General features: G+C 66.9%; 19 protein-coding genes. 7 read left to right on the top strand and 12 right to left on the bottom strand.

Going from position 1 to position 19,366, the window contains the following annotated elements; translation table 11 throughout:
• Positions 1-5: 5 nt before the first annotated feature.
• Complete coding sequence (locus tag G6N67_RS37510; protein WP_036442759.1) at positions 6-1,820, bottom strand: family 2A encapsulin nanocompartment cargo protein cysteine desulfurase; 1,815 nt, start codon at positions 1,818-1,820, stop codon at positions 6-8.
• Complete coding sequence (locus G6N67_RS37505) at positions 1,807-2,730, bottom strand: family 2A encapsulin nanocompartment shell protein (RefSeq protein ID WP_036442761.1); 924 nt, start codon at positions 2,728-2,730, stop codon at positions 1,807-1,809. The genes G6N67_RS37510 and G6N67_RS37505 overlap by 14 nt, the downstream gene beginning before the upstream one ends.
• 310 nt (positions 2,731-3,040) lie before the next feature.
• On the opposite strand from G6N67_RS37505, the gene G6N67_RS37500 reads away from it, so the two are divergent.
• On the top strand, positions 3,041-4,312 hold the full coding sequence (locus tag G6N67_RS37500) for a thioester domain-containing protein (protein ID WP_036442763.1): 1,272 nt from the start codon (positions 3,041-3,043) through the stop codon (positions 4,310-4,312).
• 9 nt (positions 4,313-4,321) lie between these two features.
• On the opposite strand, the gene G6N67_RS37495 is transcribed toward G6N67_RS37500, so the two are convergent.
• Complete coding sequence (locus tag G6N67_RS37495; RefSeq protein ID WP_036442765.1) at positions 4,322-6,349, bottom strand: glycoside hydrolase family 15 protein; 2,028 nt, start codon at positions 6,347-6,349, stop codon at positions 4,322-4,324.
• A gap of 105 nt (positions 6,350-6,454) precedes the next feature.
• Here G6N67_RS37495 and G6N67_RS37490 point away from each other — a divergent pair, with 105 nt between their 5' ends.
• Positions 6,455-6,670, top strand: a complete 216-nt coding sequence (locus tag G6N67_RS37490; RefSeq protein ID WP_036442767.1) for a hypothetical protein — start codon at positions 6,455-6,457, stop codon at positions 6,668-6,670.
• 105 nt (positions 6,671-6,775) lie between these two features.
• Here the strand turns inward: G6N67_RS37490 and G6N67_RS37485 are convergent, their stop codons facing one another.
• Positions 6,776-7,594 (bottom strand): maleylpyruvate isomerase N-terminal domain-containing protein, encoded by an 819-nt coding sequence (locus G6N67_RS37485; protein WP_036442769.1) that lies wholly within the window; start codon positions 7,592-7,594, stop codon positions 6,776-6,778.
• A gap of 116 nt (positions 7,595-7,710) precedes the next feature.
• Between G6N67_RS37485 and G6N67_RS39785 the strand changes: the two genes are divergently transcribed.
• From G6N67_RS39785 to G6N67_RS37465, 5 genes are all read left to right on the top strand, one after another.
• Positions 7,711-7,803 carry an Ms4533A family Cys-rich leader peptide gene (locus G6N67_RS39785; RefSeq protein ID WP_368859020.1) on the top strand — a complete coding sequence of 31 codons (93 nt, stop codon included), beginning with the start codon at positions 7,711-7,713 and terminating at the stop codon, positions 7,801-7,803.
• A 117-nt stretch (positions 7,804-7,920) separates the two neighbouring features.
• On the top strand, positions 7,921-8,952 hold the full coding sequence (locus G6N67_RS37480; RefSeq protein WP_036442771.1) for a sulfate ABC transporter substrate-binding protein: 1,032 nt from the start codon (positions 7,921-7,923) through the stop codon (positions 8,950-8,952).
• Positions 8,949-9,815, top strand: a complete 867-nt coding sequence (gene cysT, locus G6N67_RS37475; RefSeq protein ID WP_036442773.1) for a sulfate ABC transporter permease subunit CysT — start codon at positions 8,949-8,951, stop codon at positions 9,813-9,815. Before G6N67_RS37480 ends, cysT begins: the two co-directional genes overlap by 4 nt.
• Positions 9,812-10,633 carry a sulfate ABC transporter permease subunit CysW gene (cysW, locus tag G6N67_RS37470; protein WP_036442775.1) on the top strand — a complete coding sequence of 274 codons (822 nt, stop codon included), beginning with the start codon at positions 9,812-9,814 and terminating at the stop codon, positions 10,631-10,633. Before cysT ends, cysW begins: the two co-directional genes overlap by 4 nt.
• Positions 10,634-10,646: 13 nt before the next feature.
• Positions 10,647-11,687 (top strand): sulfate/molybdate ABC transporter ATP-binding protein, encoded by a 1,041-nt coding sequence (locus tag G6N67_RS37465; RefSeq protein ID WP_036442778.1) that lies wholly within the window; start codon positions 10,647-10,649, stop codon positions 11,685-11,687.
• A 9-nt stretch (positions 11,688-11,696) separates the two neighbouring features.
• Here the strand turns inward: G6N67_RS37465 and G6N67_RS37460 are convergent, their stop codons facing one another.
• The 8 genes from G6N67_RS37460 to G6N67_RS37425 form a co-directional block, all read right to left on the bottom strand.
• Positions 11,697-11,963 (bottom strand): metal-sensitive transcriptional regulator, encoded by a 267-nt coding sequence (locus G6N67_RS37460; protein ID WP_036442780.1) that lies wholly within the window; start codon positions 11,961-11,963, stop codon positions 11,697-11,699.
• Positions 11,964-12,030: 67 nt separating this feature from the next.
• Positions 12,031-12,888 (bottom strand): sulfite exporter TauE/SafE family protein, encoded by an 858-nt coding sequence (locus G6N67_RS37455; protein WP_036442782.1) that lies wholly within the window; start codon positions 12,886-12,888, stop codon positions 12,031-12,033.
• A 4-nt stretch (positions 12,889-12,892) separates the two neighbouring features.
• On the bottom strand, positions 12,893-13,474 hold the full coding sequence (locus G6N67_RS37450) for a rhodanese-like domain-containing protein (RefSeq protein ID WP_036442783.1): 582 nt from the start codon (positions 13,472-13,474) through the stop codon (positions 12,893-12,895).
• Positions 13,471-14,664, bottom strand: coding sequence for an NAD(P)/FAD-dependent oxidoreductase (locus G6N67_RS37445; protein ID WP_036442785.1), 1,194 nt, complete (start codon positions 14,662-14,664; stop codon positions 13,471-13,473). The genes G6N67_RS37450 and G6N67_RS37445 overlap by 4 nt, the downstream gene beginning before the upstream one ends.
• 19 nt (positions 14,665-14,683) lie before the next feature.
• Positions 14,684-16,063 carry an MBL fold metallo-hydrolase gene (locus tag G6N67_RS37440; protein WP_036442788.1) on the bottom strand — a complete coding sequence of 460 codons (1,380 nt, stop codon included), beginning with the start codon at positions 16,061-16,063 and terminating at the stop codon, positions 14,684-14,686.
• Between the two features lie 173 nt (positions 16,064-16,236).
• On the bottom strand, positions 16,237-16,971 hold the full coding sequence (locus G6N67_RS37435) for a sirohydrochlorin chelatase (RefSeq protein ID WP_036442790.1): 735 nt from the start codon (positions 16,969-16,971) through the stop codon (positions 16,237-16,239).
• Positions 16,950-17,651, bottom strand: coding sequence for a phosphoadenylyl-sulfate reductase (locus G6N67_RS37430; protein ID WP_036442792.1), 702 nt, complete (start codon positions 17,649-17,651; stop codon positions 16,950-16,952). Before G6N67_RS37430 ends, G6N67_RS37435 begins: the two co-directional genes overlap by 22 nt.
• Entirely contained in the window at positions 17,648-19,333 is a 1,686-nt protein-coding gene (locus G6N67_RS37425; protein ID WP_036443390.1) for a nitrite/sulfite reductase, read from the bottom strand. Before G6N67_RS37425 ends, G6N67_RS37430 begins: the two co-directional genes overlap by 4 nt.
• Positions 19,334-19,366 lie beyond the last annotated feature (33 nt).

The following is a 19,366-nucleotide window of genomic DNA, read 5'->3' as shown; positions in this document are numbered from 1 at the left end:
CAGTGTCAGGGCGAGCCCTCGGCGATGCGGCGGACCGCGTCGAGGAACACGTCGATCTCGTCGAACGTGTTGTAGAACGCGAACGACGGGCGCACCGTCGCCTCCAGGCCGAGCCGCCGCAGGATCGGTTGTGCGCAGTGATGTCCGGCGCGCACCGCGATGCCTTCTGCGTTGAGCGCCTTACCGACCTCGAGCGGCTCGTGGCCGGCCAGCACGAACGACAACACGCTGGCCTTCTCCTGCGCGGTGCCCACCAGCCGCACACCTGGAATGGCGGCCAGCCGCGGGGTGGCGTATTCGAGCAGCGCGTGCTCGTACGCCGCGATGCGTTCTATCCCGACGCGTTCCACGTAACGCAGGGCCTCGCCGAGCCCCACCGCATCGGCGATGTTGCCCGTTCCGGCCTCGAACTTGTTGGGCGGACCCTGATACAGCGAGCGCTCCAACGTCACGTCGGCGATCATGTTGCCGCCGCCCTGCCACGGTGGGGTCTCGGCCAGCGCATCCTCGCGCCCGTACAGCGCACCGATGCCGGTGGGCCCGTAGATCTTGTGTCCGGAGAACACGAAGAAGTCCGCACCGGTCTCCGCGACGTCGATCGGGATGTGGGGAATGGACTGGGCGCCGTCGATCAGCACCCGTGCGCCGTACCGGTGCCCCAGCTCGACGATCGTCTTGACCGGCGTCACCGTGCCCAGTGCATTCGAGACCTGGGTGGCGGCAACGAGTTTCGTCCGGGGACCGAGCAGATCCTCGAACTCGCTCAGCAGCAGGTTACCCGCGTCGTCGACCGGCGCGACCTTGAGGACCGCACCGGTCTGTTGCGAGATCAGCTGCCACGGAACGATGTTCGCGTGATGCTCGAGATGCGTGATGACGATCTCGTCACCCGGGCCCAGGTGCTTGCCACCCCACGCGTAGGCCACCAGGTTGATGGCCTCGGTGGTCCCCCGGACGAAGATGATCTCCTCGCTCTTGGCCGCGCCGATGAACCGGCGCACCGCTTCCCGGGCATCCTCGTAGGCGTCCGTGGCCCGCGCCGCCAGTTCGTGTGCGGCGCGGTGGATGTTGGAGTTCTCGTGGGCGTAGAAGTACGCGAGCCGGTCGATCACCGACTGCGGCTTCTGTGTGGTGGCCGCGTTGTCGAACCAGATCAGCGGCTTGCCGTTGACAGTCTCCCGCAGGATCGGGAAGTCGGCGCGGATCGCGTTGACGTCGAAGATCGCGTGATCGTCGGGAACGACCGGAACCGGCTCAGCAGGTGCAGGTTTCAGGAAGTAGTAGCCCGCGGCATCATCGGACGGTGCCGGCGTGCCTGCCCATCCGAGGTCCGGCACGTCCGGCACCGTTCCCGGCCAGACCGGGGCAGACCCGCGTGGTGCCGGGGGAGCCACCGGCGCAGAACCGGCCAGCACACCAGGCACGGTCGGCACGATCCCGGTCGTCGGCACCGCGAACGCCGCCAAACCCCCGATCGGCGCGATGGGGCTCGCTGCGTTACCGCGCGGCGCAGGCGGAACCACACCGGGTGGGAGTTCCGGCTCGGGTGACGTCGGCGCCGGGACGTAGACATCCGGCACCGGGGCGAACTCGGCCGGGACACCCGGATGCCCGGCACCGGCTGCGGCGGCACCTGCCGAGGTCGCCGTCGTGACGTCCGGCACGCTGGCCCGCGGCGCGACCGGGGTGGCCGACGGCGGGCTGTCCGGGCCCGGCCGGATGCTGGTGGCGAACAGCTGCGTTGCCAGCGCGGCCAGTTCGGCCGCGCTGATGGGCAGGTCGCCCTCGCCATCTATCGATCTGTACTCACTTGTACTCATGGAACTGGTCCACTGCGACGTCGTCGAGCACGGCGAGCGCATCGTCGGTGAGCACCGCCAGCGACGAGTAGAGCGTCACCAGGTACGACGCGATGGCCGACCGGTTGATGCCGGTGAACCTCACCGACAGGCCCGGCGCCTGCTCACCGACGAGCCCCGGCTGGAACAGACCGACCACACCCTGGCGCTCCTCGCCGGTGCGCACCAGGATGAACTTGGTCTTGCCGTCGGTCACCGGAACCTTGTCCGACGGCACGATCGGGATGCCGCGCCACGTGATGAACTGCGCACCGAACAGGCTGACCACTGGCGGCGGCACGCCCCGGTAGGTGGCCTCGCGGCCGAACGCGGCCACGCCCAGCGGGTTGGTCAGGAAGAACGCGGGTGTCTTCCACACCTTGGTGATCAGCGCGTCGAGATCGTCGGGAGTCGGGGCACCGGCAAGCGTCTGGATCGTCTGCTCCGGGGTCACCTGCGAGAGCAGGCCGTACTCCGGGTTGTTGACCAGCTCGTACTCCTGGCGTTCCTTGATCGTCTCGATGGTCAGCCGCAGCTGCTGGGCCACCTGGTCGTGCGGGCTGGAGTACAGGTCGGACACCCGGGTGTGCACGTCGAGCAGCGTCGAGATGGCGCGCAGCGTGTACTCGCGCGGGCTGGTCTCGTAGTCGACGTAGGTTTCGGGCAGCGGCTCTTCGGTGCCGGTGCCCTCCTCGGAGTGGATGGCCACCCGATCCGGGTTGATCACGCGGTTCACCCGGTAGATGCCCGCCTCGACGGGAACCCAGGACAACAGGTGCAGCAAAAACCGCGGGGTGATGGTGGAGAGCTGAGGAACGGTTTTCGTGGCGTTGGCTAGCTGCCGGGCGGCAAGGTCGCCGAGGGCCTGCGATTCGTTCTGGGCAGACGTCATGGTGCTACCTCCGACGGACGGGTGAGATGTGCGGTGCGGCGGCCACGATACGGCCAATCGCCGGTCGGTACAGGGTTAGCGCGCAAACCGATTCAAACCTTTCACCCCGCTGTGAACTGGGCATAACCGCGTCCGTGCCGTATGGTGGTGCCCATGCAACACGTCGAGTCGCTGCGCTTTGGTATCGCGCGCTGCTTCGACGTGCGTTGTTGTTGTTGATTTTCTCGCCAGGCCCCTCCTTGCGTTGTCCGCCCGCTTCTCCGCGGTGTGTTGACGCACGCATTCCAGCCGTGAAGAAAGTCAACCCTCGATGTCTGTTCTGTCTTTCCCGATCGTCGACGCGGTCTCCGTCCAGACCCGCGTGCGTCCTCAGCGCACCGGTTCCCCGGCGATGACGCGCTACCGCGGCGGCACGTACTCACACACCGTCGACACCGTGGTGTTCACCGACGGATCGTCGGCACGCACCGATCTCATCCGGCTGAACCCCAACGTCGAGGCGTATTCGCTGGACTTCACCGGGCTCGCACCGACCCGGCCGTCGCGCTACCGCACCGCGACCTTCTCGGCTGTGCCCAATCTCCGGGCTCGGGCCTACGAGGCCGAGGTGGACTGGATTGTCCGCAACTCGTTTCCCACACTCGGCACCGCCGAACTCAGCCGTCGCGTACGCGCCGCGGGGTACCCGCTCGGTGTGGCGAATGTGGCCGAGCACGAGGCGATTGCGGCGACGCAGGCCGCGATCTGGTTCTTCACCAACGGGCTGGCACTGGACAACCGGCCCCGCAACGTTCCGGTCGCCGCGTGGCCGCATCGCGACGGGGTCACCTTCGAGTTCGAGGGCGAACCCCAATTAGGGGGCTACACGGTCGAATTGGAGTCCGACGGGGTGGTGTCGCTGACGCTGCAGAAGTCGTCGGACGGAGTGCGGTGGGAGGACGTCGCGGCGTCGGGGCTCAACGTCGGAGCGGGCACCCATTCGCGGACCCTTGGCGTCGGCTCGACGGTGTCATCCACCCGATCCGGGCGTAACGCGCGCGGGTACCGCTACTACCGGCTTTCCGTCGTCAACGACCGCCACACGCGGGTCTGGGTGAACGATGTTCGGTTCCGGCTCAACGGTTCCGGCGTGTACCCCAACCCCGACCGTGTCGTGCATCTGTACAACTACCTGGTGGCCGGCGCGGAAATAGCCCGCCTGCGCACGGTCGAACCGGCGCTTGTGGCCGAAGGTGCCACCGCCGCAGCAGGACTGGTGGGGCCGTTGCGGTTGCGGGCCACCGACCGCGCGGCGGCTACGGTGTCCGACGCCGACATCGTGGACCATGCCGGTACCGAACTCGACGGACCACTCGCTCCTGGAACGGAGTTCTACCTGCGACCACGACGCGGCGTGTCGGAAGTGGTGCTGACGGTCAGCATCCCGGCCGACCCCGAGGGATTCGGCGGACGGGCCGTCACCGGCGTCGCACACGACGAATCCAACAGCCGGCTCACCCCGGTGGTGCTGGCCGTCCCGGCGCCGCGCGTCGTCGAGTTCGACATCGCCTGGGCGGACGACAGCGCCGCGCGTTACGCCTGAGGGCCGGGCCTACATCGGCGCGTTGGCGGGCACGAACACGCCCGAGCTGTCGGCTTCCTCCTCGGCCCGGATGACGTGTACGACGGCGTTGATCAACGCCAGGTGCGTGAACGCCTGCGGGAAGTTGCCCAGGTGCCTGCCGGTACGCGGCTCGATCTCCTCGGCGTACAGGTGCAGCGGGCTGGCGAACGACAGCAAGCGCTCACAGAGGTGCTTGGCCCGGCTCACCTCGCCGATCTCCACGAGCGCCGAGACGAGCCAGAACGAACAGATCGTGAACGTGCCCTCTTCGCCGGACAGCCCGTCGTCGGTCTCCTCGACCCGGTAGCGCAGCACGAGGCCCTCTTCGGTGAGCTCGTCGGCGATCGCCAGCACCGTGGCCCGGATCCGCGGATCGTCGGGCGGCAGGAACCGCGTCAACACCGCCAGCAGCAGAGACGCGTCCAGCGCATCACTGCCGTAGGTCTGGGTCAGGACGCCGCGCTTGTCGACCCCGTGGGCCAGCACGTCGGCCTTGATCTCCTCGGCCATCGCACGCCACTGCTGGGCGTAGCTCTTCTCACCCTGCAGCTCGGCGAGCTTGGCGCCCCGGTCCAGGGCGACCCAGCACATGATCTTGCTCGACGTGAAGTGCTGCGGTTCGCCGCGCACCTCCCAGATGCCGCGGTCCGGTTCGCGCCAATGCCGGATCGCCTCTTCGACCTGGTTCTTCAGCACAGGCCACAGCGCTTCCGGGATCTGTTCGCGGGACTTCGCGTGCAGGTACACCGAATCCAGCATCGTGCCCCAGATGTCGTGCTGGCTCTGGTTGTACGCGCCGTTGCCGATCCGGACCGGGCGGGCGTTGTCGTAGCCCGCGAGGTGATGCAGCTCCTCCTCGACCAGGCTGCGTTCCCCGCCTACGCCGTACATCACCTGCAACGGGTGGCGCTCACCGTTGTTGGCGCCCGACACGTCGGCGATGAACGAGAAGAAGTCGTCGGCCTCGCGGTCCAGACCGAGGGTGTACAGGCCCCACAACGCGAACGTCGAGTCCCGGATCCACGAGTAGCGGTAATCCCAGTTGCGTTCTCCCTGAGGCGTTTCCGGCAGCGACGTGGTGGGCGCGGCCAACAGGGCTCCGGTGGGGGAGTACACCAGACCTTTCAGCGTCAACGCGCTGCGCTGCAGATACGACCGCCACGGGTGGTCCGGGAAATCGCCGATGTTGATCCACTGCCGCCACGACTCGCTGGTCTTCCACATCTTGTCCGCGGCTTCCTCGTAGGTCTGCGGCGCGGGATGCTTCGACCAACTCAGTGCCACGAAGACGTTGTCACCCTCTTTGAGCCGGGTACGGGCCCTGGCTTCGCGGCCCTCCAGGCCGATGCGCAGATTGGTGGTGAGCCGCAGCGTGGGATGCGAGTCCGGATTACGGCCGGCCCGCGCGATGGCCTCACCGTAGGCCGGGCCCGAGTACTCCCAGGTGGCGCTGTTGCGGTGATAGTCGAATGCCGGTTCACAGTTCATCACCATCTCGACGGTTCCGCTGACGCATTTCACGGTGCGCAGCAGGATGTGCTCGGCGTCCCAGTCCATCGGGGTGCGGCGGTGGGTGCGCGACCGCGTCTCCACGTCGTGCCACGGGCCCATCACCAGGGCGTCGCGGACGATGACCCACCCGGTGTGGGTCTGCCAGGTGGTCTCCAGGATGAGGCTGCCCGGCAGGTATCGCCGTGCCGACGGCACCGTCACGCCGTACGGGCCGAGCCGGAAGTGGCCCGCGCTGCGGTCCAGGATCGCGCCGAACACGCTCGGGGAGTCCGGCCGCGGCACGCACATCCACTCGACCGACCCGGCCGACGAGATCAGGCAGGTGTTCTCGCAGTCCGACAGGAATGCGTAGTCGGCGATCGGCGGGAACGGGTTTCGCAACAGGCTCGATGGCGTGTAGGGCACGGGCGCGGTCATGGTCGACGGGCCCTCTGCGTCCTGGGTGAAGTCCCCGTCGACGGCTGCCGATGCGCCGTCCGAGGTCTCTGGGTGTTGCAGAACCATCCGCACATCATCGACTGCTGATGTGTGGTCCGTCTACCTGTGGCGCGCGTGTCGAACGTTACTGGTGGAACGGGATGATTTGGCGCATCGCATACGCTGGCGGGCATGGCCGCAATCCTCAATTGGTGGGACGGCGTCGAGCTGTGGCTGACCGGCCTGGGGTTCGTCGCCCAGACCGCGGTGGTGATGCCCGTTGTGCTGATCCTGGCGTACGGTATCGCGGTGCTGCTCGACGGTGTGCTCGGCTGGGGAATCGACGGCCTTCACCGGTTGCGCCGGGTCGGTGCTGACGAGCGGGTCGACGACGGGGAAGACCTGTGACGGGTATGCCCCGGTCCCGGGTGACCTTGATCCTGATTCTCCTGGTCGTGCTGGTCATCGTGATGTGGCTGCTGACCCGCTGATTCCCGCTGAGCGGGCGGCTTGTCAGCCCACCACCGCAAGCAACGATGCCGCGCATTCCGCGAGCCCCCGGTCTCCGTCCAGTTCGGCTCGCCGACTTCCCTGCTCAACGGTGATGCCGCGGCTGGCCAGCCGCCATAGCGTGTTCTGGTCGAGCCGCACGGTCGCAACCGGGGCGGTGGCAGACGGTGCCGTCAGATCCCACCCCGCACCGTCAGACACCACATCCCAGGTGCCTCCCGCCGGGCCGGTGACCTCGAACCTGACCGCCGTACCGGGCGGGCGGCTTTGATTACGCAAAGCATGCGGTACCGCGTGCATGAACGTGACGATCACCGGGTGCAGGAGCGTCACATCGTCGGCGCCGGGCCGCGACACGGCATCACGGATTTGCTGTTGATGCACCCAGTGCTCGGTGTACTCGCGGGCGATGTCGAGCCACGCCGGGCTGGGCCCCGCGCCCGCCCATGAGACGTCGAGGTGTGCCGGACCGGCCGGGTCCACGGCCGCCCAGGCGTCATCCAGCTGGGGACCGAGATGAGTGAGCAAGTCGATCATCGTATTGGGGCTGCACTGTCGCATCGCACGGACGAACTCGTCGTTGGTCCGCGCCAGATAGCGCGGCAAGGTTTCATCGTTGGCGAACACCGCGCCCGGATGACCGTCGCGGAGCCCCGAGAGGCGTCGCACGTAGTCGTTGAGAATGTGAGCCGTGATATCGCGCACGGCCCAGCCGGGGCAGACGGTCGGTTTGGTCCACTCGGCGGTGTCGAGCGAAGCCAGCAGGTCGAGCAGCAATTCCCGTTCCAACGGAAACAGCGGCCGGAGGTCGAACGGCGTCATGGCGTCCAGTGAACTGTCGCGGCCATCGGTCGCGCGACTGCATTTTCGCGACCGCTGCTGACCCGCTGATTCCCGCTGAGCGGGCGTTGTCGCTGAACTCTGTTATTCTTCGCGCCATGCATGCAGCGTCCGGCAGCAACGAGAGCCATGTCCTGGCTCTCATTGCCGTGGGTTCTTGCGCTGTTGCTGATGTGCACTGTTGTCGCTGATCCCAACCCGTCCGCGGTTTGGTGTCGGTAGCGGCTGTTTTGTGCCCGGATACTGATCCATCGCCTTTCCGCTGTGACGGAACCTCATCGTCGGTTCTCTGCAACGAAAGGCTCTACATGTACAAGATCAGCAAGTTCTGGCGCACCGCCGGAGTGTTGGCCACCGCCGGGGTGCTGGTCGTCGGGTGTGGTGGCGGCGCGAGCGACGTCGCGGGTGGCGACGGAGCCACCGGGGGTGCCGAGACGACATTGACCCTCGTTGCGTACGCGGTGCCCGAGCCCGGCTGGAGCAAGATCATCCCGGCCTTCACCGCGACCCAGGAGGGCAAGGGCGTCGCGGTCACGACGTCCTACGGAGCCTCGGGCGACCAGTCCAGGGCCGTGGTCGACGGCAAACCGGCCGACATCGTCAACTTCTCGGTCGAGCCGGACGTGACGCGCCTCGTGAAGGCGGGCAAGGTCGCCGAGGACTGGAACGCAGGCAACACCAAGGGCATCCCGTTCGGTTCCGTGGTCTCCCTCGTGGTCCGCAAGGGCAACCCCAAGGGCATCAAGGACTGGGACGATCTGCTGCAGCCCGGCCTCGAGGTGGTCACGCCGAGCCCGTTGAGCTCGGGCTCGGCGAAGTGGAACCTGCTGGCGCCATACGCCGCCAAGAGCAACGGCGGCAAGGATTCGCAGGCGGGCCTTGACTTCGTCAACAAGCTGGTCACCGAACATGTCAAGACCCGTCCGGGTTCGGGCCGGGAGGCCACCGACGTGTTCCTGCAGGGCACCGGCGACGTGCTGATCAGCTACGAGAACGAGGCCATCAACGTCGAACGGCAGGGCAAGCCCGTCGAGCACATCAACCCGCCGCAGACGTTCAAGATCGAGAACCCCGTGGCGGTGGTCAGCACCAGCGCCCATGCCGACGCGGCCAACGCCCTGAAGAATTTCCTCTACACGCCCGAAGGGCAGAAGGTGTGGGCCGAGGCCGGGTTCCGGCCGGTCGATCCTGCGGTCGCCGCCGATTTCAAGGCGGATTTCCCGACGCCGGAGAAGCTGTGGACGATCGCTGACCTGGGCGGTTGGAGTCAGGTCGACCCGGCGCTGTTCGACAAGGAGAATGGTTCGATCACCAAGATCTACAAGCAGGCGACGGGATGACCGCTCCCGCGGACACCGATCCTGACTCCGTGGCCGCTGCGGGGGACTCCGCCCCCGCAGCGGTGCGCGGACGCTACGGCACGACCTCGCTGCGGGTCGGGGCCGCCTCGATCTGGCTGAGTGTGATCGTGCTGCTGCCGTTGGCGGCGATCCTGTGGCAGGCCGCAGGCGGTGGTTGGCACGCCTTCTGGTTGGCGGTCACCTCGAACGCCGCGGTCGAATCGTTCCGGGTGACCCTGACCATCTCGGCCGGGGTCACCGTGGTGAACCTGGTGTTCGGCCTGCTGGTGGCCTGGGTGCTGACCCGCGACGACTTCCCGGGAAAGCGCATCGTCGACTCGGTGATCGATCTGCCGTTCGCGTTGCCGACCATCGTGGCGAGCCTGGTGATGCTGGCACTGTACGGCCCGGCGAGCCCGGTCGGCCTGCACCTGCAGCACACCAAATGGGGTGTGGGAGTGGCGCTGCTGTTCGTCACGCTGCCGTTCGTGGTGCGCTCGGTTCAGCCGGTGCTGCTCGAACTCGACCGTGAGGTGGAGGAAGCTGCCGCGTCGCTCGGGGCCAACAACCGGGTCATCTTCACCACGGTGATCCTGCCCGCGCTGTTGCCGTCGCTGTTGTCCGGTGCGGGGCTGGCGTTTTCGCGGGCCATCGGCGAGTTCGGATCGGTCGTGCTGATCGGCGGTGCGGTGCCCGGTGAGACCGAGGTGTCGTCGCAGTGGATCCGAACCCTGATCGAGAACGACGACCGCACCGGTGCGGCGGCCATTTCGATCGTGCTGCTGGTCATTTCGTTCCTGGTGCTGTTCGTGCTGCGGGCGGTCGGATCGCGGGCGGCCAAGCGTGAGGAGCTCGCGGCATGATCCTGTCACCGTGGATCCGCAACCTGGCGCGGTATCTGGCGCTTATCTATGTCGCCGTGTTGGTGATCGTGCCGGTCGGGTTGATCCTGTGGCGCACGTTCGCCCCAGGCCTGCCTGCGTTCTTCGCCTCGATCGGCACGCCCGCCGCGATATCGGCGTTGCAACTGTCGCTGCTGGTGGTGGCGATCGTCGTGCCGCTCAACGTGTTGTTCGGTATTCCGACGGCATTGGTACTGGCACGCAACAAGTTCCGTGGTAAGAGCATGTTGCAGGCCGTGATCGACCTGCCCTTCGCGGTGTCCCCGGTGGTGGTGGGTGTCGCGCTGATCCTGTTGTGGGGATCGGCCGGGTTGTTCGGATTCGTCGAGAACAACCTGGGCTTCAAGATCATCTTCGGTCTGCCCGGCATCGTGCTGGCCAGCATCTTCGTGACCGTTCCCTTCGTCATCCGCGAGGTGGAACCGGTGCTGCACGAGATCGGCACCGATCAGGAGGAGGCCGCCGCGACGCTGGGTTCGTCATGGTGGCAGACCTTCTGGCGGGTCACCTTGCCGTCGATCCGCTGGGGCCTGACCTACGGCATCGTGCTGACCATCGCCCGCACGCTCGGTGAGTTCGGCGCCGTGATCATGGTGTCGTCGAACCTGCCGGGCACCTCACAGACTTTGACCCTGTTGGTGGCCGACCGGTACAACCGCGGCACCGCCGACTCGGTATACGGCGCATACGCCATCTCGACGCTGCTGATGGCCGTTGCGGTGATCGTCCTGGTGGTCCAGGTGATCCTCGACCGGCGCCGCACCAAGGCCGACCAGTAATAAGGAGACTGCTATGACCGAAGCGATCGTGGTCAGAGGCGCAAACAAGCACTACGGCGAGTTCGCCGCGCTGGACAACATCGACTTCGAGGTGCCGTCGGGTTCGTTGACGGCGCTGCTCGGGCCGAGCGGGTCGGGCAAGTCTACGCTGTTGCGCGCCATCGCCGGACTGGACCAGCCCGACACCGGGACCATCACCATCAACGGGCGCGATGTCACCGGGGTGCCGCCACAGCGGCGCGGAATCGGGTTCGTGTTCCAGCACTATGCGGCGTTCAAGCATCTGACGGTGCGCGACAACGTCGCGTTCGGCCTCAAGATCCGCAAGCGTCCGAAGGCCGAGATCAAGGAGAAGGTCGACAACCTGCTCGAGGTGGTGGGGCTGGCCGGCTTCCAAACCCGTTATCCCAACCAGCTTTCCGGTGGACAACGGCAACGTATGGCGTTGGCGCGGGCGCTGGCTGTCGACCCGCAGGTATTACTGCTCGACGAGCCGTTCGGGGCGCTGGACGCCAAGGTGCGCGACGACCTGCGGACCTGGCTGCGCCGGCTGCACGACGAGGTGCACGTCACCACGGTGCTGGTGACACACGATCAGGCCGAGGCGCTCGACGTCGCCGACCGGATCGCTGTGCTCAACAAGGGCCGCATCGAGCAGGTCGGTTCTCCCACCGAGGTGTACGACGAACCGGCCAACGCGTTCGTGATGTCGTTCCTCGGCGCGGTTTCCGAACTCAACGGAATCCTGGTGCGCCCGCACGATATTCGGGTGGGCCGCAGCCCCGAGATGGCGATCGCGGCGGGCGACGGCACGGCCGAGGCGACCGGTGTGCTGCGGGCCACGATCGACCGGATCGTGATGCTGGGCTTCGAGGTTCGCGTCGAACTGACCAGTGCCACCAACGGTGCACCGTTCACCGCACAGATCACTCGCGGCGACGCCGAGGCGTTAGGGCTCAAGGAAGGTGACACCGTGTATGTGCGCGCGACCCGGGTGCCGCAGATCGCCGGAGATGTTCAGGTGGTGGCCGCCGACGAGGTGCTGACCAGCTAGACCGGGCGTTCAGGCCAGGGCCAGGAACAGCTTCTCCAGTTCGGCCACGTCCATCCGCTCGGCACCGTCGGGGCCCTCGGTCACACATTCGCGCAAACCCGTTGCCACGATCTTGAATCCGGCGCGGTCCAACGCGCGAGACACCGCGGCGAGCTGCGTCACGACGTCCTTGCAGTCGCGGCCCTGCTCGATCATCGATATCACGCCGGCGAGCTGGCCCTGGGCCCGGCGCAGCCGGTTGAGCACAGCGGCGATGGCTTCCTGGTCACCGACCATGGTGTGCCCCTTTCGAAGTCGTAGTCGTCGTGAGAACCAATGGTACCCCGCGGGGTATCGCGCCGAGTCATGTCGCCGGAGCCGGTGGACCGAACAGCCGGTTCAGCGGGCACCACGTGTAGCGACTGCACACGAAGCGGTACAACGCCATCGCAGCTGTTGTGGCACCCACGGCAAGTCCGGCGACCGGATGCACCTCGGCCGCCAGCACGACCGACGCCATCGCGAGCACTAGCCAGCCGAAGGCCCGGCGCAGCGCGTCGGGATCGACGCGTGCGGTGAGCCGCGCGCCGATCAGGCTGCCCGTGACGGCGGCCGCGGTAACCGTCGTGGCGAGAGTCCAGTCGATCGGCACGGTGGTCAGGTGCCCGGCCAGGCCCGCGAACGAGTTCATCGCGATCACGATCAGCGAGGTGCCCACGGCCACCGGCATCGGCAGTCCGCCCAGCAGCGCCAGGGCCGGCACGACGACGAATCCGCCTCCGGCACCGACTGTCCCGGTCACCACGCCCACCGCCAATCCCACTGATAGCGTCTTGACGACCGAAACGTTCGGCGTGGCTGCGGCGGCCGCGCGGCCTTTGAGCATGCCCACCGCAGTGGCGATCATCATCAGGGCAAAGCCGGTCAGCAGCACCGATCCCGGCAGGAAATACCCGACCACTCCGCCTGCGTAGGCCCCGGCCATGCCTGTCGCGCCGAACAACAGACCGGTGCGCCACCGGACATGGCCCGCTCTGGCGTGTGAGAAGGCGCCCACCACACTGGTGACGCCGACGACGATCAACGATGTCGCGATCGCCTGCTTGGCGTCCAGTCCGGCGACGTACGCCAGCAGTGGCACGGTCAGGATCGACCCGCCGCCACCGAGTAGCCCCAGTGACACGCCGACGACAACGGCGAGCGCGAGCGTCAGCGCGAGCATGCCCTCACGCGCCTTTGCGGCGGTCGGCGAGCCGCGCCACGAGGGCTTCCGGATCGCACACCGGCCCACGGTTGTACGGCAGCCGCGCCAGCAGCATGCCCATGGCGCACGTGTCGGTGAGCGCAGCCGTGGTCAGTCCCGCGCCGATCGCTGCCGCAACCCATTTCAGCTGCGGACGTGCGACGCTGCCGAACACGCTCGCTGCAACGACGGTCCCCGCCACCAGCCTGACCTGGCGCTCGAGATCCCAGCGCGGAACCCCGCGGCGTACGTCGAACCCCTTGTCCTGCCACGCGGTCATGCCACCTGCCAGGATTCGGATGTTCGTCAGACCCACGTCGTGCAGGGTTGCCCCGGCGGTCGCGGCGCGCTGACCGGAACGGCAGACCAGCACGACGCCGTCGTCGAGGTGGCGCGCGATCTCGTCGCGGTGCTCGCGCAGCAGATCGAGTGGCACGTTGTACGCGCCTGGGATGTGGGCGGTTTCGAACTCGCCCGGGGTTCTGACATCGACCAGGCGCGGTCCACGCTCAGCGGCCATCTGCTCGTGGAGCTCGGCACAGTCGACGGTTGGTGAGGTGGTCATGCCAGGCCTTTCAGCATGAGATTCCAGTACAGGGCCGGCAATCCGTATTTCTTGAGATACCAGTAGGCGCGGTGTGGTTTGGCGGCGTCGAGAACCGGCAGCGACGGACGCAGCTGCATCGAGTAGTCGAACTCGGCCAGCAGCATGTCGTGTGACGACGTGACGATCGGGCACGACGCGTAGCCGTCATACGATGCAGACGGTGCGCGGCCGTCCAGGTACGCCGTGACGTTGTCCACCACCACCGGCGCTTGTTTACGAATGGCCGCACCGGTTTTCGAGTTCGGTGACGATCCGGCGTCGCCGAGTCCGAAGACGTTCGGATACCGGACGTGCTGCATGGTGTGCTTGTCGATGTCGACGTAGCCGTTTGTGTCACCGGTCGACAGGGGACTGGTCTTGATCCAGTCAGGGGCCGACTGGTGCGGCACGACGTGGAGCATGTCGTACGGCAGGGTCGTGTCGGCACCGTCTGCGGAGGTGCTGGCGACGACGACCTTTCGGCTCGCGGCGTCGATCGAGCGCACCTCGGAACCGGTGTGCAGGTGGATGCCGTAGTCGGCGATCACCGCTTCCAGGCTTGCCGCGATGGCGGGGATCCCGAAGATCCGCGGTGTCGGGACCACGAGGTGCACGTCGATATCGTCGAGCACACCCCGCCTGCGCCAGTGATCGCATGCGAGGTACGCGATCTTCTGTGGTGCGCCTGCACATTTGATGGGCCCCGATGGCATGGTGAAAACCGCTGTTCCCGAGCGGGTCTCGCGGATGAACTCCCAGGTGCGTGGAGCGAGATCGAATCGGTAGTTCGACGAGACACCGTCGCGGCCCAGGGTATCCGCGAGTCCATCGGTACGGTCCCAGTCGAGCTGGATGCCCGGACAGACCACGAGCGCGTCATACGAGTAGACCGCACCGTCGGCACAGGTGACGGAATCGTTGTCCGGGTCGAGTGCCGACACGGCGTTCTTGATCCAGGTCGCGCCCTTCGGCATCACCGACGCCTCAGGTCGTTCGGTCTGGGTGGCGGTCGCCTGCCCACCGCCAACGAGCGTCCACAACGGTTGGTAGTAGTGCATGTCGGCCGGTTCGATGACGGCGACGTCGGAGTGCCCCGTGCGCAGCAGTCGTGCCGCGACCGTAATGCCGGCTGTGCCGCCGCCTATGATGAGGATCTGGTGCTTGTGCATGTGGTGGAGTCCCTGTCTCTCAGGCGGTTTGCGTGGCCGTGGCCCAGGCGGCGTAGCCGCCGAGGATGTCGCTGACGTCGGTGAAACCCCGTTGGCGCAACACACTCGCGGCCACCGAGGACCGGTAACCGCCCGCGCAGTAGACGACAGTGGGGCGTGTGGGGTCGAGTTCGGCGACCCGCTCGGGAAGCTGGCCCACGGGGACGTTGACCGCTCCCGGGATCATGCCCGCTTCTGTCTCACCGGGATTGCGGACGTCGACGAGCTGCAGGTCGGCAATCTCGGCTGCGCGCAGCGCGAAGGCGTCGGCGGTGAGCCGCGACGCCACCTGCACCTGATCACGATGCTCGAACATCGTCTGCTCGGCATCGCGGAGGTACCCGATGACACGGTCGAATCCGATGCGGGCCAACCGGTTCTTGCCTTCGAGTTCCTGGCCCGGTTCGGTGATCAGCACGATGTCGCTGTCGGGTTTGACGACTGAACCGGCGAACTCGGCGTAGCGTCCGGCCAGGCCGATGTTGACCGCGCCGCGCAGGTGACCCATCGCGAACTCTTCCGGGCTGCGGCCGTCGATCAACACCGCGCCGGCCGCAACCGCTGTGCGGGCTTGCTGGTAATCCATGGCGGGTGGCATGGCATCTTCGTCGAGCAGCGCGCGATCTTTGCGGTTGAGGATCGCGTCGTACACGAAATAGCTTGGCGCAGGCGGCTGTCCGGCGGAGACGAGGTCGATGAACGACTGCTTGTCGGGAGCGCGCAACGCATAGTTGGTGCGCTTCTGCTCACCCATGGTGGACCACAGCTCGGTGGACAGGTTCTTGCCGCACGCCGAACCTGCGCCGTGCGCGGGGTAGACGCGCGTGGCGTCGGGCAGGGTCATGAGCCTGTCGTGCAACGAGTGGTACAGCTTGTCGGCCAGTTCGTCTCGCGTGAAACCGATGGAGGCCAACAGGTCTGGCCTGCCCACGTCGCCGATGAACAGCGTGTCGCCGGTCAGCACACCGTATGGCACCGTGTCGTCGGCACGCTCGTAGACCACGATGCTCATCGACTCCGGGGTGTGGCCCGGGGTTTGGCGGAACTCCAGCGTGACCTCGCCCAGTGAATACCGTTGCGCGTCATCGACTGCCACGAAGTCGAATTCCGGCTGGGCCACCGACGAGTACACGATCGATGCGCCCGTCGCCTCGGCCAACTCGAGGTGTCCTGAGACGAAGTCGGCGTGGAAGTGGGTTTCGATGACGAGCTCGATCCGCATGCCGAGGTCTTCGGCGTCGGACAGGTACTCCGAGACGTCGCGCTGCGGGTCGACGACAACGGCCCGGCCGGTGGTCTCGTCGCCGATCAGGTACGACGCGTGGGACAGACAGTCCAGGTAGTACTGGATGAACTTCATGGCGCTGGCTCCTTTGCAAGCTGTGGGATATACCTAGGGGGGTATATACCGATGACACGACTATACCCCTAGGGGTATGCATGTCAAGCTGCGGTATACGCCGAGCAGACGCGCCGGTACCCGGGAATGCGCATTCCCGGGTACCTACATGTCTGCTCGCGCAGGAAAAGGGATCAGGCAGCGAAGCCGGCGGTGCGCGCGGCCAGAGCTTCCTCGTAGCGGTCCAGCACGGTCGCCGCCACGAGGCGGTGCGGGCCGAGCGGCTCGGCCATCGGAATGCCTGAGGTGCGGGCGAATTCGGCCACGCGATCGGTGATCTTGCCGTGCGCCAGGAACCAGGGCGCGATGACCAGACGGCGGGCGCCGGAAGCCCGCAACCGCGCCGCGGCCTCGGCCACCGACGGTGTCTGCCCGGTCGCGAACCCGGCCTCAACACCGACCCAGCGGGTGCCCTCGGCCAGTGTGTGCGCGAGCGCGGCGGTACGGGCATTGGCCACCGGATGCGACGACCCGACACTGGCCAGGATGACCCCGAGGTCGGCGTCGAACCGGGACACTCCGATCGCGGTCAACCGCTCCCGCACCACCTGCAGCAGCCTCGGATCCTCGCCGAGCACGTCGGCCTGGCGGACGTCGGCACCGGCTTCGGTGATGATCGCCGGGATGTCGGTACGCGCGTGATAGGCGCTGGCCAGCAGCAGGGGCGTCACGACCGATCCGGGCGCCACGTCAGCGAGCGCGTCGACCAGGTTCGGCGTGTTCTGCTCGCAGAACGCCACCCGCACGTCGGTGTCGGGCAGCAGGCGCCGCAGATGGCCCGCGATGGCGTGCGCGTTGGCCGCCGAGCGCGGATCTGCACTGCCGTGTGCGGTCAGCACGAGCGAGTTCACGAGGCGTGCAACCCGCATTCCGTCTTGGCCTGCCCGGCCCACCGGCCGCTGCGCGGGTCAGCGCCAAGGGCTGGCTTACTGGTGCACGGAGCGCAACCGATGGACGGATAGCCTTCATACACAAGGGGATTGACCAGGATGTCGTTGGCGTCGATGTAGGCCTGCATCTCCTCGTCGCTCCACGCAGCGATCGGATTGATCTTGACCAGGCCGAAGGCGTTGTCGAAGCTGATCAGCGGGGCGTTGGCACGCGTCGGCGCCTCCACCCGGCGGATACCGGTGACCCAGGCGCTGTAGCCCGCGAGCGCCTTGCTCAGCGGCTCGACCTTGCGCAGCCGGCAGCACTCGCCTGCATTGCGGGCGAACAGATCCTTGCCCAGCAGCTCGTCTTGTTGTGCCACAGTGCGTTCCGGCGTCACGTTGACCACGCGCACGTCGTATACCGCCTCGACGGCGTCACGCGTACCGATGGTCTCGGCGAAGTGGTATCCGGTGTCGAGGAAGAGCACGTCCACCCCGGGGCGAACCTTCGCGGCCATCTCGACCAGCACGGCGTCCTGCATGTTGGAGGCCACGACGTAATTGCCGCCGAAATGCTTGTCGGTCCAGCGCAGCAGCTCCTCGGCAGTGGCGTCGGCCAATTCGGCCGCACCGCGTTCCGCGAGTTCCCGTAATTCGTTCTCTGTCAAGATCGTCACCTCAAGTCAGCTTCGTCGGCCCGCACGGCCCACTGGGCGAAACGCTCGCCGGCCTCGCGTTGTTTCACGAAGTTGCGGACCACCCGCTCGATGTAGTCGCCGAGCTCGGTGGCCAGCACCTTGTGCTGGCGCAGCTTGCGTCCGAAACCGCTGTCGAGGCCGAGGCTGCCGCCGAGGTGGACCTGGAAGCCCTCCTCGGGACCGTTGCCGTCGTCGACCATCTGGCCCTTGAAACCGATGTCGGCGACCTGGATGCGCGCGCACGAGTTGGGGCATCCGTTGATGTTGACGGTGATCGGTACGTCGAGTTGGGAGTTGAGATCACCGAGCCGGGCCTCCAGCTCGGGCACCAGGTGCTGGGCCCGCCCGCGGGTGTCGGCGAAGCTCAACTTGCAGTACTCGATGCCGGTGCAGGCCATCAGGTTCTGGCGCCAGTGCGAAGGCTGCGACTGCAGCCCTAGCTCGTCCAGGCCGGCCCGCAACGCTTCGAGCTTGTCGTCGGGCACGTCGAGGATGATCAGCTTCTGGTACGCGGTCAGGCGCGCGCGGTCCGAACCGGCGGCTTCCATCAGGTCGGCGACCTTGGTCAGGATGGTGCCCGAAACCCGTCCGGCGATCGCCGAGACGCCGACGGCGTTGAGGCCGTTGCGAATCTTCTGCACGCCGACGTGATCGACGGTGTGCGGCACCTGCTCGGGCGCGGGCCCGTCGATGAGGGGACGCTTCAGATACTCCTGTTCGAGAACTTCCCTGAATTTTTCGGTGCCCCAGTCCTTGACCAGGAACTTCAGCCGTGCCTTCGACCGCAGCCTGCGGTAGCCGTAATCCCGGAAGATCCCGACGACGCCCGCCCACACGTCGGCAACCTCTTCCAGCGGCACCCACACACCGACGCGCTGGGCCAGCATGGGGTTGGTCGACAGCCCGCCGCCGACCCACAGATCGAGGCCGGGCCCGTGCTCGGGATGGTTGACGCCGATGAACGACACGTCGTTGATCTCGTGGGCGACATCCTGCAGGCCCGAGACGGCCGTCTTGAACTTGCGGGGCAGGTTGGAGAACTCCGGGCTGCCGATGTAGCGCTGCTCGATCTCGCGCAGCGCGGGTGTCGGATCGAGCACCTCGACCAGCGAATCGCCGGCCAGGGGCGAGCCGAGCATGCCACGGGGGCAGTCGCCACAGGCTTCCATGGTCTGCAGGCCGACCTCGTCCAGGCGGCGCCAGATCTCCGGGATGTCTTCGATCTGCAGCCAGTGGTACTGCAGGTTCTCGCGGTCGGTGATATCGGCGCTGTCCCGCGCGAAATCGACCGAGATCTGGCCGAGGGTGCGCACAGCCTGCGCCGACAGGGCCTTTCCGTCGGTGCGCACGCGCATCATGAAGTACTTGGCTTCCAGCAGGTCGGCGTTGTCGTCGCCGGTCCAGGTGCCGTCATAGCCCTCGGTGCGCTGGGTGTAGAGGCCCATCCAGCGGAACCGGCCGCGCAGGTCGTCCTTGGCGATCGAGTCGAAGCCCTGTTTGGAGTAGACGTCGATGATGCGGGCCCGGACGTTGAGTGCGTCGTCTTCCTGCTTGAACTGCTCGTTGTGGTTCAAGGGGTCGCGACTGCCCAGCGCCCACTGCCCTTCGTCGCGGGGCTTCTTCGCGGGGCGGGGTTTGGCCTCAGCCTGGACTTCGGTCATGGGTGGCTCCTCGGGTGGAGCCGGCAGCTGAAT

The organism is Mycolicibacterium mageritense, from assembly GCF_010727475.1.
Lineage (GTDB): Bacteria > Actinomycetota > Actinomycetes > Mycobacteriales > Mycobacteriaceae > Mycobacterium > Mycobacterium mageritense.
Note: the sequence above shows the minus strand (reverse complement) of the source record. Positions and strands in the feature narration are given on the sequence as shown.